The sequence below is a fragment of the Comamonas sp. 4034 genome (genome assembly GCF_050434545.1).
Lineage (GTDB): Bacteria > Pseudomonadota > Gammaproteobacteria > Burkholderiales > Burkholderiaceae_C > Comamonas > Comamonas odontotermitis.
This window is the reverse complement of record NZ_JBNDIT010000016.1, coordinates 100,381-115,041: the sequence shown is the minus strand read 5'-3', so window position 1 is coordinate 115,041 and position 14,661 is coordinate 100,381. Positions and strand designations below refer to the sequence as shown.

General features: G+C 59.0%; 13 protein-coding genes and 1 rRNA gene. 2 read left to right on the top strand and 12 right to left on the bottom strand.

Features of this window, described 5'->3' with window-relative positions; translation table 11 throughout:
* Both rrf and ABIE32_RS16780 read left to right on the top strand, forming a co-directional pair.
* Positions 1 to 87 (top strand): 5S ribosomal RNA (rrf, locus tag ABIE32_RS16785); the annotation flags it as partial.
* 89 nt (positions 88 to 176) lie between these two features.
* On the top strand, positions 177 to 917 hold the full coding sequence (locus ABIE32_RS16780) for a 16S rRNA pseudouridine(516) synthase (RefSeq protein WP_429017814.1): 741 nt from the start codon (positions 177 to 179) through the stop codon (positions 915 to 917).
* 24 nt (positions 918 to 941) lie between these two features.
* Here ABIE32_RS16780 and ABIE32_RS16775 read toward each other — a convergent pair whose 3' ends face one another.
* The 12 genes from ABIE32_RS16775 to ABIE32_RS16720 all read right to left on the bottom strand — a co-directional run bounded on the left by ABIE32_RS16775 (position 942) and on the right by ABIE32_RS16720 (position 14,589).
* Positions 942 to 2,189, bottom strand: a complete 1,248-nt coding sequence (locus ABIE32_RS16775; RefSeq protein ID WP_429017812.1) for a glycosyltransferase — start codon at positions 2,187 to 2,189, stop codon at positions 942 to 944.
* A 66-nt stretch (positions 2,190 to 2,255) separates the two neighbouring features.
* Complete coding sequence (locus ABIE32_RS16770) at positions 2,256 to 3,674, bottom strand: sigma 54-interacting transcriptional regulator (RefSeq protein ID WP_224149402.1); 1,419 nt, start codon at positions 3,672 to 3,674, stop codon at positions 2,256 to 2,258.
* A 50-nt stretch (positions 3,675 to 3,724) separates the two neighbouring features.
* Positions 3,725 to 5,884, bottom strand: coding sequence for a pilus assembly protein TadG-related protein (locus tag ABIE32_RS16765; RefSeq protein WP_429017811.1), 2,160 nt, complete (start codon positions 5,882 to 5,884; stop codon positions 3,725 to 3,727).
* Complete coding sequence (locus ABIE32_RS16760) at positions 5,881 to 6,393, bottom strand: TadE/TadG family type IV pilus assembly protein (protein WP_429017809.1); 513 nt, start codon at positions 6,391 to 6,393, stop codon at positions 5,881 to 5,883. Before ABIE32_RS16760 ends, ABIE32_RS16765 begins: the two co-directional genes overlap by 4 nt.
* A gap of 1 nt (position 6,394) precedes the next feature.
* Positions 6,395 to 6,919 (bottom strand): TadE/TadG family type IV pilus assembly protein, encoded by a 525-nt coding sequence (locus tag ABIE32_RS16755; RefSeq protein WP_429017808.1) that lies wholly within the window; start codon positions 6,917 to 6,919, stop codon positions 6,395 to 6,397.
* A 42-nt stretch (positions 6,920 to 6,961) separates the two neighbouring features.
* The gene (locus ABIE32_RS16750) at positions 6,962 to 7,375 is read right to left on the bottom strand and encodes a DUF3613 domain-containing protein (RefSeq protein WP_429017806.1); all 414 of its coding nucleotides are present in this window, start codon (positions 7,373 to 7,375) and stop codon (positions 6,962 to 6,964) included.
* A 12-nt stretch (positions 7,376 to 7,387) separates the two neighbouring features.
* Complete coding sequence (locus ABIE32_RS16745) at positions 7,388 to 8,260, bottom strand: tetratricopeptide repeat protein (protein WP_429017804.1); 873 nt, start codon at positions 8,258 to 8,260, stop codon at positions 7,388 to 7,390.
* Positions 8,261 to 9,250 (bottom strand): type II secretion system F family protein, encoded by a 990-nt coding sequence (locus ABIE32_RS16740; RefSeq protein ID WP_429017802.1) that lies wholly within the window; start codon positions 9,248 to 9,250, stop codon positions 8,261 to 8,263.
* Between the two features lie 85 nt (positions 9,251 to 9,335).
* The gene (locus tag ABIE32_RS16735) at positions 9,336 to 10,304 is read right to left on the bottom strand and encodes a type II secretion system F family protein (protein ID WP_429017801.1); all 969 of its coding nucleotides are present in this window, start codon (positions 10,302 to 10,304) and stop codon (positions 9,336 to 9,338) included.
* Complete coding sequence (locus tag ABIE32_RS16730) at positions 10,301 to 11,620, bottom strand: CpaF family protein (RefSeq protein WP_429017799.1); 1,320 nt, start codon at positions 11,618 to 11,620, stop codon at positions 10,301 to 10,303. Before ABIE32_RS16730 ends, ABIE32_RS16735 begins: the two co-directional genes overlap by 4 nt.
* Positions 11,621 to 11,627: 7 nt before the next feature.
* Positions 11,628 to 13,112, bottom strand: a complete 1,485-nt coding sequence (locus tag ABIE32_RS16725; RefSeq protein WP_429017798.1) for an AAA family ATPase — start codon at positions 13,110 to 13,112, stop codon at positions 11,628 to 11,630.
* A 4-nt stretch (positions 13,113 to 13,116) separates the two neighbouring features.
* On the bottom strand, positions 13,117 to 14,589 hold the full coding sequence (locus ABIE32_RS16720) for a type II and III secretion system protein family protein (protein WP_429017796.1): 1,473 nt from the start codon (positions 14,587 to 14,589) through the stop codon (positions 13,117 to 13,119).
* Positions 14,590 to 14,661: the final 72 nt, after the last annotated feature.

Here is a 14,661-nt window from a genome sequence, read left to right as displayed (position 1 = left end):
ACTCCTTCCCATCCCGAACAGGACAGTGAAACGACTTCGCGCCGATGATAGTGCGGATTCCCGTGTGAAAGTAGGTCATCGTCAGGCTTTTATTCCTAAACCCCCTCAGTCTTCGACTGCGGGGGTTTTGCTTTTATTGCTTGCTATGCTTGTTGCATGGTTCAAAAGGGTTTGATATGCAGTTGCAAGATATGTTGTACTCGCAAGGCTTTGGAATTCGCCGTGTGTGTTCGGGTCTGGTACAGCAAGGTTGGGTGCAGTTATGGAGTCGCGATACCGGAGAGTGGCTGCAGGTGACGGATTCGACTGCAGAAGTAGAGCCAGAGGGCCTGCGCTTCAAGGTCCAAGGCGTGGAGTGGGAATACCATGCGTTAGGCTATGTTCTGCTGAACAAGCCTGCTGGAACGGAATGCTCGCAAAAGCCATCGTCCTATCCAAGTATCTATACCTTGTTGCCAGCGCCGCTGCGTAATCGCCCCAATAAGAATGCCATTCAAGGTGTGCAGGCGGTGGGGCGTCTCGATCAAGACACGACGGGCATGCTGCTTCTGAGTGATGATGGCCAGTTCATTCATCGCATGAGTTCTCCGAAGAAGCACGTGCCCAAGGTGTACCAGGTAGTTGCCAAGCATGCGGTAACCCAGCAGCAGATTGATAGATTGCTGGAAGGGGTAGTACTGGATGATGACCCCAAGCCAGTCAAGGCGGCGGCTTGTGTCAGCATGGGAGACAATGCCTTGAGCCTGACCTTGACGGAGGGGAAGTACCACCAGGTCAAACGCATGCTGGCTGCGGTTGGAAATCGTGTGGAAGGATTGCATCGTTCCCAGATCGGCGGTTTGCATTTGCCGGAAGACCTGCAGCCAGGCCAATGGCGCTGGTTGACAGCGCAAGAGTTGGCCTTGCTGAAGCCATAAAGAGCCATAAGGCGTGCTTTTAGATCAGAGCAAGGGGGCTCGCTTCTGCGCCATGGCTCGCTCGAACAAGGAGAGATAGCGAGGAGCCACAGCAGAGATGTGGTAGCGTTTGCCGGTTTCTATGGCGGCTTGGGCGTAACGCGCGCGCCTTGCAGGATCTGCTCGTAACTGCTGTATGGCAGTGATCCAACTGTCGTCGTTGTCTGGCAGGAGGAGGCCGTTGACATCGTTCTGTATCAACTCGGGAATGAAGCCCCAGTTGGAGCCAATCACGCAACCGCCACGCGCCAGGATTTCCATCAGTCCCCAGTTGGCTACACCATACCGCAATGGATACAGGAACAGATCAACACTGCTGAGCATCTGTGCAAACTCGGCATAAGGCAGGCGCCCGGGGAACTCGATCACCTCGGCTGCCGGATAGACTTTCAACAAGTGGTCCCGGAAGCTCGTTACCTTTCCCTGGTATTTGCGCTCCACCCATTGCTGTTCATACCCGTAGGTGGCAGCCGTTGGATCGCCAATGGCCAGAAAGCGCGTATTGCTTACGTTCCCTTCGCGAACCATCCGATCCACCAGCCTTACATAGGTTTCCAGTCCTTTGGCGCTGGACAGATCGCGCGCCGAGAAGGCAATGGTGAATACCTGCTTGTTGGAAGATGGCGCTGTGCTCGCATGCGGTGGAGCTTCAATATCAAAGCCTTCAAATTGCACTGCAATGCGGTCCTGCAACAGAGCGGGAAACATGGAGCGCGCATGTGCACTTGGAACAATGGTTAGATCACTGCACAGCACTTGGTGAAAATGTAGCATTTCCGTATTGCGATCACTCTGGCGTTGGGCTGCATCGGGGGGATAGGCGGCATCCCAACCATGCGCCAGATAGCTTGGAAATTCGATATAGCTGATGACCGCAGCGTCGATTTCACCGTAGAGCCAATTGGGAGCGCCCCACAATGAGTGGGCAACGACCAGATCGATTTTGCGTCCCTGCTTTTTTTCAAAATCCTTCAGCGCTGCAAGAACACCGCGGCAAATGCGGGCTGAACGCTCCACTTTGCTGGAGTAGTAGTAGCTTTGTGGCCCAACAATCTTGCCATCGGGTTGGAAGGACAATAGATGATCACATTGTGCTTCATGCTTGGTTTTGTGGCCTGGCGTTGTCATGAACCATGCGTCAGCCATTTTCTGGCTGCGCAGGTAACTGCACAGCAGGCTATATTGGCTTGGGTAGACAGCGCCCACAAAGACGATCAAAGGTTGGCTAGGCATGCGAGAGGGGTATGCTTTCTTGTTGGCTGCAGGCGCACCGACGAGCGCGCGCCATGAGCCGGATAGTTAGAAGTGGCCAAGTGGTGCCGGCGCGGATACCGGCACTTCGGGTTCGCCGTCGCTGATCTGGTATTTGCGCATTTTTTCCCAAAGCACCTTGCGGCTGATACCCAGCTGCTGGGCGGTCTGGAGCCGTTTCCAGTCATTGGCGTTCAAGGCTGCGATAACACGGTTGCGCTCTTCCTGGTCCCAGTTGCTGCGATCCGCGATCAATGGCTCGGCCTCTTCGATCTCGGCCGGAAAGGTGGTTGCGGCCAGGCTCTGGGCCTGCCGCAGGATTCGCTCGGTTGCACCATTGGCCAGCCAGTTCTGGGTCTGCCTTGCGGCGACGCCAATGCGCTCTGTCAGATTGCGCAGTTCGCGTACGTTACCGGGAAAGTACATCTGGGCAATCATGTCCATGATGAAAAATGGTGGCTCACCCAGCTGTTCCATTCGTTCCTTGCCCACCACATTGCGCAATATGGAGTGAAAAATAGCCAGCTTGTCGGCCTCTCCACGCTCTTCGAGACTGGGGATTTGCAGTTCGATCACAGCCAGGCGAAAGAACAGATCGGCCCTGAACTTTCCTTCATGCACCAGATTGCGCAAAGACTTGTTGGTGGCCGCTACCAGACGGAAGTCGAGTCGGACTGGTGATGCAGAGCCCAGACGGGTGACCGTGCGCTCTTCCAGCACTCGCAGCAATTTGACTTGCTGGTAAAGCGGTAGATCGGCAATTTCATCGAGAAACAAGGTGCCGCCATTGGCCTGTTCAAAGAAGCCTTTGTGTGCGGTTACAGCGCCGGTGAACGAGCCTTTTGCGTGGCCAAAGAAAAGTGACTCGAACAGGCCGTCAGGAATCGCCCCGCAGTTGACGACAATGAATGGTCCCTGGCCGTAGTGTGCATTGCGCTCATGCAACCGCTCGGCAATGCGTTCCTTGCCTGTACCGGTTTCGCCAAAGATCAGCACGCTGTGCTCACAGTCGGCAAAGGTGTCGGCATCGTGCAGCAGGCGTTGCATGCAGTCCGCAACGGCGATGATGTCATCCGAACGCTGGACTTGCCGCTGCGTGCTTTGCAGGCGGCGCAGAATGCGCATCAGCATGGCGCGCAGCTCTGCACCGGTGAAGTCAAATGGAAGCACATGCGAGTACTCGGTGGCGTAGCTGCCGGCGCTTGTATCGCGCAGGCTGGAGCTGACCCATAGCACAGGCATGCCGCCATAGCTGCCTTCTACGCCTTGGCGCGTGAAGCGCGCACCCTCGAGCACCGACACGCTCACGACTGCTATTGCATTGCCGCCGTCGTGCACGCTGGAGAACGTGGACAAGCCGTCGGCGCGAACCACCTGCACATCCATATTGAGCATGCAGCGTTCCACGCGTTCGGCAATATCGGCTTGGCCTTCCCAGACGTAGATGACCAAATCGCTTGAATTCACTATTTCGGTTCTCCTATTTCTATCATGCTTGTATCCAGAGGATTCTTTACTCAGTAGACAAGTTGCGCATTGCCGCAACCCACGGATTTCACGTTGACATCATTGAGGCCCAACTCGATTCCCAACAGATCGCGCAGGACAGGACCTGCCAGTAAGTTCCCCAAAGGATCGAGAATTGCCTTGAGAACATCCAGCAGAGGAGCAAGCAGTACCTGGAGGAAGTTTTTGGGTTTGTTGCTGGGCTTCTTCAGGAGCTCCTCGCTCAGCTTGTCTCTCAGGCATTGATTGAAAGCACTGGAGGAGTTGCCAGCGCTGGTGAGGCAAGAGCCTCCGCCGATGTATTTGGGGATCAGCAATCCGCCATCGACGCGTCCAACGCTGTCACCCCAGGTTTTCCATTCATTGGTTTGCCAGCAGAGGAAAGGAATGCCAAGAAGGCATCCCTGTCCCGAACGGTCGATGTCTGCACTGAGGCGATTGACCAGTGCACCAGTGTCATAGGCACCAGGAATGGCCGGAATATGGATTCCCAGGTTCACCTTGGGCAAGGCGGACAAGGCGTTAGGGCCTGTACCGAGATAGTAGTCCGCCATGGTCTGGGCCGCTTGCAGATTTTCTGCAGGAGTCCACTGTGAATCATTGGGGGAGCCCAGCAAGTTGCCTACCAGCCGCAGCAGCTCACTGACCAGGTTGGACAATGTTGTTCCCAGGTTCAGGGTGTTGCCATTCGTGCGCCATGAATCGCCAGCCTTCATATCTGGCGATGTGTAGGTGTTCTGGAGGGCATCAACATTGACGTGATTGTTGATCTTGATGAGCCCTAGAACGCTGACCAGGTCTTCGTTCTGGATGGTTTCGCAGATCGGTGTGCGTGTGGAAAATGGGTTTCCGGCGACTTTGCCGATACATGCATTGGCGATGGACGCATCCACCCGAATTCTTGCAGTACTGTCTTTGCCCGGAACTTTGCAACTGATGTCCTGCACGGTGGCTTTGGCGCGCGTCACGTCGATGAATATGGGCAGCTTGATTCTTGTACCCAGAAGCTGCAAAAGACCGCCCAACACTCCACCGCTGGTGTCTACATCTGCATACAGCCGAACCTGGGCGTTGTAGGCGGTTGCACCCACCCCGCCTAGACCGATAGACGGGGGCTCGATGACACCGGCTTTGACCTGCAGCAGATTCGGCAGGATGCCGGGTATCTGTATGCCAAGGCCTGGGATGGAAACCCCTCGGCCCGAGGTGCCCACGCCGATAGCGGCCGTGACGACATCCAGAACGTCCAATTGCACATCCAGAGCGGATGCTGTGGTGCCGTCAGGCGCATGAATTCCCGCAAAAATGCCCGGCCCATTTGGGCCACTTCCCAGTGGGATCTCGAGGTTCAGGGCATCAATGCCCATCTGCAAGCCCAGCAGGCGCAGTATTTCGGCATTCAGGGCCAGCAACTCGGTATGGCCTCCCAGGGTCAGTGCAGTATTGAGCAGTTCGCCCAGCGCAATTTTTTTCGCGGCGAGCAGGTCGTTGAGATCGACCACGGACAGATTGGTGTCCAGCGGCAGGCCTAGGGCCTTGAGCAGGCCGCTGGCAGAAATTTTTGCCCCCACCAGGCCTTCATAACCTCCCGCAGAGACGCACGGGTTTCCGACACCAACGATTTTCAGTAGCTGTACCAACGGCGCCAGCTGCTGGTTGCAACCCACATTGAGAAGCGTTGTGCCCACCGAAAAGTTGACTAATGGTTCATTGAACTTGGCCACCGCTTCTGCACTGATGGTGCGGTTCCAGGGGCCAGGCAGCAAGATTGGGGAAGTTCCTTGCACGAATGCATGCGCGGCATTGAGGGGCCCGTTGGCTCCAAAATGGAGAGGCGCCGCATGCTTTTGAGGGTCCCAGTTGCCGCAGGTGATGCTTGTATTGGTTTCATCAGGGGCGAGCGCTGCAGGCCAATTGTCCTGAATGCTGCTGCGGCCCTTTTGCTGGCAATTTGCTGCTCCGCCCACTCCATAGTCCAGGCCGCGTACGGCTTCAAGGGCTGCCAGGTCGGCGATGCGCTGCAGATCCCGCTTTGCGTAGTACATGTAGCCTACGTCCACGATGCCAAGAATGGCAATGAGGACGCCCAGGATCAGCGCGAACTGAACCAGAATGCTGCCGTTCTGGCCCTTGGGAGGAAGGGGCAGGGATTTTCTCTGATGGCCGGTCATGGCGTACTCCTGCTATCCAGCTGGAAAGAGACCAGGGAGGAGGCTTGGAGGCGCGCAGGCTCCACCACGGCCCATCCGCCCAGCCTGATTGGTTGGGGCTGTTCGCCTGTGCTGCCAAACACGGGCGGTAGCTGGTAAGAGACGTCGAGGCGTGCTTCCGTGGTGTTGACACTCAAGGTAACGGAGGTCGCTTGTTGAGGATTGCCCGGAATGCCACTGTTTTGCAGACTGCGCTTGATCACATCGGCTGCTGCGGCCTGGATCGCATGCGTTTGCGCTTCATGGGTAATGTCGTAGGCAGTCAAGGAGCCATAGATCAGGTTCTGTACCATGCGAGCGCCGTCACCGGTAGCCCTGGACACCGATTGCTGCGCCTGAAGTACACGCCAGTACACCAGAGAGCCCAGCAGCATCAGCAGCATCAGCATGGCAATGAGGGCAAACTCGATCGCAGCCACGCCTGCCTGGTGCAACGGTGAACGCAATGGTCGAGGTGTGAAGCGGGCCATGTCACATCCCTCCATGATCGACGAGGATGCTGGCACTGGCCGACAGGGTTGACGGATTGAGAACGTCCATGCCGAACATGCGCAAGCCTGGGGCCAATGGCGAAGTTCCGTAGGGAATCGAGAAGTCGAGGCGAACCATGCAACGCTCGGTCACTGCAACACCGCAGGTCAGGTCCTGGGGGCAGTAGTCCAGATTGCCAACTCTGCAGACACGGACGTTGATGCTGTTTGCGGGGGGGATCAGGGCACTTGGTAGCCAGCCGAGCCTTTCGACAACCACGCCTTGGGCAGTGGTCAGGCGCGTGGACAGGTTGGGCTGGTAGCGCAGGGCAGCTCGGGCGCCATCCTCAGCGGCAAACTGCATGGACTCGCGCACCAGAAATGCCAGCCCATAGCTGATGATGGCGTACAGCAGCATGAAGAACACTGGAAAGATGATCGCCCACTCCAGCGCATATACACCGCTTTGGCGGTGTACGGTGGTACGGCGGTCAGGCCAGCCGGAAGTCTGTGTGGGTTGCTGCATAGCGTCTTCTTCTGCGCAATGGGGCTGCACGCCTTGGAGGCCTCAGCGCTTCTTGACACCCAGCCCGGTATCGAACTGCTCCGGAATCTCGGTCTCAAAGCTCTTGAGGTAGCGCTCGTAGCTGCGGCGTGCCTGTTCCGCATCAATATTGCGAGCCCGCTCTCCAAGGGCATTGCGTTGCATGTCCAGCAAACTATCTGTGGCATAGCCCACATCGCTGCGGTATTGGTAGCCAGAAGAGAGGGCGACGGAGGATTCGCGCGTTCTGGAAGTATTGCGTGCGCTTGCTGCCTGCTCCGTCAGTTCGATCGCCTCCAGGGAGGGAGAGGACGGGGGCAGTGTGCCGGTCTGGGCCTGTACGCCGATTGTTGTGAGCGACAGCCACATTGCGGTGGCAGCCGACAGGCAGACGTTGGAGAGAAGGCGGCGTTGGGAGGGGCGATATTGAGCGGGCATGGCTTGTATTCCTTATGGTTGTTTTTCTATGGTCGCGCTTGCCGTTGCCTGGGAAGCGAGGGGCGCGGCCAGACCTTGTTGTTGCGACGCAGCAGGCGAAGGCCTGGCCATTGCCTGTTGCACGTTCGCCAACTGCTGCTGCAGGGTCTGTATGGACGTTGCATTGATGAGGGGAGGGACATTCTTGGCCTGCGGCTGCTGCAGCCGCTGCAGCAATTGCGCCGCCTGGTCATGCGCACCGGTGGCCAGCCAGTACAAGGCAAGGTTCAACTGAACACGGGCATTGGCGGGAGCCAGCTGCGCAGCTTGCAGGATGGGGAGCTGTGCCTGCTCCAGCCGCCCAGCCAGCATTTGTGCGTAGGCCAGATCGCTCAGCACATCTGCATCAATGGGGTTCAGAGCACGGGCTTGCTCGAGTTGGGTGATGGCCTCCGAAAGCTGGCCCTGGCTTGCAAACAGCAGGCCCAGGCCGCGGCGTGCTCGGGCAACCACGGCGGCATCGTTGTGGGTGAGCAAACTTTGGTACGTGCCTTGGGCCTGCGGTAGCTGGCCGGTATTGCGCAAGGCATCTGCCTTGAGCAAACGCAACTGTGGCGTGGCGCTGTACTGGCGCTCAAAGGCATCGGTATGCGCCAGAGATGCATACCACTGGTTGGCCTGTTGCATCTGCGTGATCAGGTTCAGATAGGTCTGCTGCGAATCGACTTGGGTCGATTGCTCGGCTTTGTCCATCTGTTGTTGTGCTTGTGCGGCGGTACCCGCTTCGGTCACGCCGTAGCCTTGGGGCGGTTTGGAGGCACAGCCGGCCAGCAGCAGAAGGCCACAGGCCATCGCAATGGAACGATGCCGTGAGCGGTATGGGGATGGTTGGCAGTTGTATGGCATTTATCGACCTCCAACGGCTGAAAGTGAACGGATGACTGCCGTAAAACCAGGGCCTGCGGTGATCACGAGCAAGGCCGGCAGCAGGGTGAGTACCATAACTCCCGTCATCTTGACGGTGATGGTTCCAATCTTTTCCTTGAAGCTGGCCTGGCGTTTTTCACGCAGCCGAATGCTGAACTCCTTGAGCGGTTCCTGCACTGCGCCGCCATGGCGATCTACTTGCACCAGCAAATTGACCACGGCACTCATATCGTCATCGGCTCCAAGGTAAGACAGTCGCTGTAACGATTGCTCGCGCGTCCTGCCAGAGCTGTGCAGGCGGTTTGCCAGCGTCAGCTCGACGCTGATGACGCGCAGCACGCTGCCGAATTCGGACGCGAGAATCTGCAGGCTCTGGTCGATGCTGAGGCCCACGCCTTGCAGCAGCCTCAGAAGATCCACGAACAAGGGCAGCTCTTCCACCACTTGCTCCCGGCGTTTGGCTGCTTTGGAGCGCATGATCCATTTGGGCAGCATCAACCCGAGCGCAAATGCAACAAATCCATATATCAGGGCCCTGAGGCCGGCAGGCTGCAAGACCAGCAAAACCAGCGCAGGCAAACAGATGGAGAGAATCGCCCGGCTTGCCACGTAGAAAAAGCCGCCACGCGCCAGATCAAAGCCTGCCTGGTCAAGCAGCTTTCGGTCCTCTTCCGCCAACAGGGCTTTGGCAATGCCTGTCTCCAGCCAGGCGGGAGGGCGAATGCTGTCAGCGACGGAGGCGGTCTCGTTGTCTTGTCGGCTGTTGACAGAGGCCGGTGTTGCGCTCAATCCAGGCATGGGAAACGGCGGCGTTCCTGCTGTGCTGGTCTGGCGCGTCTGCAAAATCCGTTCAACCTGGGCCTGGGCTTGCGACGAACGCCGCATCCGCCACAACAGGCCCGCCGCCATCAGACCGATGGCAAGCGAGGCGAGGGCCAGACTCATGATCCAAAGCTGCTGCGAGTTCATGGGCGCTCCTTGACCGAGTCGGCACACATCGCAGATGCAATGACAGCAGAGCAGCAGAGATGATGGGCTTGGGGCATGATGGTCATCACTTCAGACGGGCCAGCCTGTAGAGCAGGAAAGAACCAAACACTTGCAGACCACCGGCGACAAATATCAGCTTGCTCCCGGTAGGATCGTTCCATATGCGCATGAAGTAACCTTCGTTGAGCACGATGATCATGGTGCCGACCACGATGGGCAGCAGGGCCAGAATCCAGGCTGATAGCCGCACCTCGGTAGACATGGCACGTAGCTCCCGCTCGGCGGATTGGCGGTCGCGGATGTAGGCCGACACGCGCTCCAGCACCAGGTCGGCGCGGCCACCATAGCGGGTGCTCATGCGAAAGACAGCAGCGAGCAGACCAAACTCCGGCAGGCCCCAGGTGCGTTCCAGCTGGGTCATGGCCTGTCCGAGATCAGGCGAAATATTGAGTGAGGCACTGACATGCTGCAGCGCACCACCCAATGGATCGGGTACGTTGTTGCAGGCAAACTGGAATGCTGCATGTGGGGAGTTGCCGATGGAGATGAGGCGCACCACATTGTCCAGAAAGGCGGGCAGCTGTGACAGCATCTTGGCGCGCCGACGGCTCAGGCGCATGGCAATGCCAAAGCAGGCAAGCAGCACCAGTACCAGTAGAACCAAGGCGCCCATGGCCAAACCGCCACGCAACGCCATCAGCACGGAGAGAGCGACTCCGATGCAGGCCATCAGCATGAGGGTGCGTGGCGCAATCCCCCAGGCCTCATAGCCCAGAAAGTCTTCCAGTTTCTGCCAGACAGAAGATTCCTTCGGTCTGGCGCTCGCAGTCATGCCGGGAGTATGGCCGGGCAGGGGCATTGCCAGCGGAGCAACCTGCATCTCTCGCTGAATATCCAGGTTGCGCTGCAGATTGTCGTGCAGGGCCTTGCGATTTTCACCACTGCGTGCGCGTGCAAACAGCCACAGGGCCAATGCCAGCAGAATGCAGGCCAGCGCAGCCAGGACCAGGATGGCAGGCGCCAAGGATGTCATCGCGTGCTCCCTGTCTGCTGCTGCGAGCGCCACCAGGTCAACAGCTTGGGTGAATGGGGAGAGATGCCCATGGATGTCCAGTTGTCGATTTCCTGGCCATCGGCACCCATCTGCGGCTCATAGCGGTACAGCTCCTGCATGGCGATGACGTTGTCGGTCATGCCCGTTACTTCGGTCAATGACAGCAGGCGTCGCCTGCCGTTGGACAGGCGTCCAATCTGTACGATGAAATCCACGGCGTTGGCGATCTGACGGCGCAGGCTCACCTCGCTGCCCTGAAATCCGGCAAACCCGGCCAGCATTTCTGCACGGTACAGGCATTCGCGGGGTGAGCTGGCATGGATCGTTCCCATGGATCCGTCATGCCCTGTATTCATGGCCTGCAGCAATTCCAGCACTTCACCACTGCGCACTTCACCCACGATGATGCGGTCCGGGCGCATGCGCAGGCTGTTGATGAGCAGATCGCGAATGCTGACATGGCCGCTGCCGTCAAAGCTGCCTGGGCGACTTTCCAGCCGGACCACATGGGTGTGGTTCAAAGAGAGCTCGGCCGTGTCCTCGATGGTCACGATCCGCTCACTGCTCGGGATGAAATGTGCCAGCGCGTTGAGCAGCGATGTCTTGCCGGAGCTGGTGCCGCCACTCACCAGAATATTGCAGCGCGCCTGTACTGCCATCTCCAGGATGCGACAGATGTCTTCGTTGAAGGTGCCCAGACGCACCAGCTCCTTGGGGGTCAGAGGGTCCTTGCGGAACTTGCGGATGGACACGGACGGCCCGTCGATGGCCAGGGGCGCAATGATGACATTGATGCGACCGCCCTCAGGCAGGCGTGCGTCCACCATGGGGCTGGATTCGTCCAGACGGCGGCCCAAAGGCGCCAGAATGCGCCGCACGATGCGCAGTACATGCTCATCGTCCTTGAAGTGCGAAGGCTCCCGTTGCAGAATGCCGCCGCGCGATACGTAGATCACCTCCGATCCATTGATCAGGATGTCTTCCACGCGCGGGTCCTCCAGCAGTGGCTGCAAGGGGCCAAGGCCAGTCAGCTCGCGGGTCAGTGCGTGGGCCACCAGTTGCGCTTCGACCTCGTTCACAGGCACGGCGTGCAGGCGTATGTAGCTGTCGAGTTCCAGAGAGACAAACTGCGCAATCGCAGCTGGCGACCAACGGCCAAATTCAGCGCCCAGTTCCTCGATCCGGCTGAGCAGATGTTCATAGGCACTGTTCTTCAGATCGGCAAACAGGGCGCTGCCCTCAAACTCGCTGACGGCGGCGGGTGCTGCTGTAGAGGGGAATGCAGTGGGTGTCATGGGCTGCTCAGTGTTTCTTCAAACGTTGCAACCACGCAGCCCAGGGGCTGGATGGGGCGGATGCGTGCGGAGCCGTTGCTGGATGGTTTGCAGCCAGCAACCGGCGCAGCAAACCATCAAGGGCTTGTACATAAGGCTCACGTCTGGGCTGCAGCGGCAGCAGGGCGCCCAGATTGACGACCTGGGCCAGCTCACGGCGTCGCTCTGGAATGACTCCCAGCAACGGCAATTGCAGTTGCTTTGACATCTGCTGCGCGCTCATCTCCAGGCGCGGGTCATGCCTGCTCACGATCAGTTGCAGGCGATCGCGGTCGATCTGGTGATTTTCGAGTTGCTTGAGCAGTTCGGTCGTCCACACCATGCTGGCTACGCTCTGGTCGCACAACAGCCAGATGTCACTGGCCTTGGGCAGTATTTCCATCGCAAGCTGGGGCGATGCCACAGCGCCGAGGTCGAGCACGATATGTTCAAAATACTGGCCCAGGCGTGACAACAGGGCATCCACGTCGGCTGCCGCTACCGCATGTATCGGGCGAGGCTGCGTCAACAGGCGCAGGCCGCTGTCGTGGCGAGCCAGCGCGCTTTGTGCCATACGCCTGTCCATGCGCCGATGCTGGCTGACTGCATCGCCAAAGCTGAACTCACCCGGGGTGTTCAGATAGATGGCACAGTCGCCGCCTGGAGACCCCATTTCGATCAGTAGACAGGCCAGGCTCTCTGGGTCGTCGCTGGCAAGGCCCGTGTGCGGCATGTGGGCTGCCAGGTGCTGCTGGAGGTACCAGGCCAGATGGCTGGCTGCCAGGCTGCAGCCCAGGCCAGCGCGCGCCGACAGCAGGGCCGTCACCGGCGCCTGATGGCGGTTGGGCTCCATCACCGGCGGCTGGCTGAGCAGGTGCGCAATGGTCTGCTGGGCGGTATCCAGCGGGCCATCCATATCAAGAAAATCCTGCACGCCGCACCGCAGCGCCGCCAGCATGCATTGCGAATCATTGGCGCGTCCCACGGCAATGCGCGGAATATGTGGAAAGACTGTCTGCAGCTGCGATGCCATAGCCACGGCCGGTTCCATGGCACCGGGAATGAACTGGATCAGTATCGCCTGGGGTTGCTGGCGGTGCACGGCGTCAAAGAGGTTGTCCTGGAAACGCATTCCATACAGCTCGCTGCCGTTGAGCACGCGGTGCATCCACGTCTGTACCAACGCACCATCGCTGCCATTGCCATGCACCAGTACCAATGGCACGCGTTGTGATGTTCCCGCGGGCGGCGCAGGTGCTGTCAGGCTGCCGTCGTGGCGTGTGTCCACCGATCCGCCAGGGGATGTTGTGCCTATTGAGGAGAAATGCTCCGGGTTGCTGCGCAGAAATGGCATGGACACGACATCCGCACCTGTGTCCTGCTGCGCAGGTGGCCGCACTGACAACAAGTCGGCCAGTGACGGTGTTGCGGCGGGTGCCGCAACCGGAGTGGGGGCAAGGGATTCGCTGTTCATGGCATCAGTACGAAAAGCCCGGCAATGCGGCGCTGCCCGGCGGCGTGCCCAGCATGTAGGGGGCCCACACGTTGCGGGCATTGCGTTGTTCGGAGCTGACGCCTGGCAGCATTGCCTCCAGATTGGTATTGGCCGGCAGGGGTTGAACGAGCCGCGGTGTGACGATGATCACCAGTTCCGTTTCATCCTGCGTGTAGTTCAGGTTCTTGAAGAATGCGCCCAGAATCGGCAGATCGCCCAGCAGCGGCACCTTGCTGACGCTGGACATGGTGTTGCGGCTGACGAGTCCGCCAATGACAAAGCTCTCGCCGTCTGCCAGTTCGACCATCGTGTCTGCACGGCGTGTGCGCAGTGCAGGCACCGTGATGCCACTGATCGTGACTCCATTGGAGTAGTCCAGATCGCTGGCTTCGGGCGCAACCTTGAGTGCAATGCGTTCATCGGACAGGATGGTGGGCGTCAGTTGCAGCTTGACGCCAAATTCCTTGTACTGAATGGATATGTTGTTGCTGGCGCTGCTGGGTACCGGGATCGGGATTTCACCACCAGCCAGAAAACTTGCGCTCTGGCCTGTATGTGCCACCAGCGTTGGTTTGGCCAATACGCGGGCCAGGCCATTGCCTTCGAGAAAACCCAGTTGCGCAGTAATTCCGGCGCCGCTGAACGCCTTGCCAAAACCCAGCACCAGATTCATCGCACTGGCAATGGCTGATGTTCCGCCTGACCCCGAGCCTGTGCCTGTGCCGGAATCGGATCCCGATCCACCTGTGCTGCCTCCGTTGCCATTGCTGCCGCCATTGCTGCTACCGCCGCTGCCACTGCCCGGCGTGAACACGCCGAACTGGAAACCGTGGTTGTTGGGCCCGCCGCTTTGCAGATTCACACCGGCGCGGCGCAGCGCGTTCTTCTTGAATTCCACCACCTGTACATCGACCTGTACGGTGTTGCTGGTCACCTCAATCTGCGAGCGGTCCTCAAGGAACGCTCCCTTGGGGGCGCCAGCGCTGGCAACGGCGACTGCCTGGGCATGCTCGGGAAGGCTGGATAGGCGCCTTTCCAATAACAGTCGCGGGTTGTTCACGCGCACCAGCCAGTGCTGCGGCTCGCCCTTGGCAGGCCAGATGACGAGTGTGGTCTGGCCCGGTGCCTTGGGCGTGAGCAAGAGTTCGGGAGTGCCTTTTGCACCGGGCGAGGCGCTGTTCAGATCGCGCAGCACCTTGACGTCCAGCACATTGGGATCACCGACGGCAATACGCGCCACCGCTGCACCATGGGGCAGCAGGTGTTGCTTGCCCACAGTCAATTCCAGCGGCGTGCCACGATCGCCCTGCGTGTCAGGTCTGCCTGGATCGGCTCGCATGGCTTCAACAGCGGGCGTTTGTGCCGCTGCGGGTTGTGCGAATGTGCCCAGGCCCACTCCGATCAAACTGGTGATCAGGTGGAGCTTAGCGGCGTGCGGGTGCGTAGTAGGGGTCATATTGCTGGCCTCCTGCCTGGAGCAATGCAGGCTTTGTTGTTCTCGATCACTCTTCAATGAATAGCTGTTTGC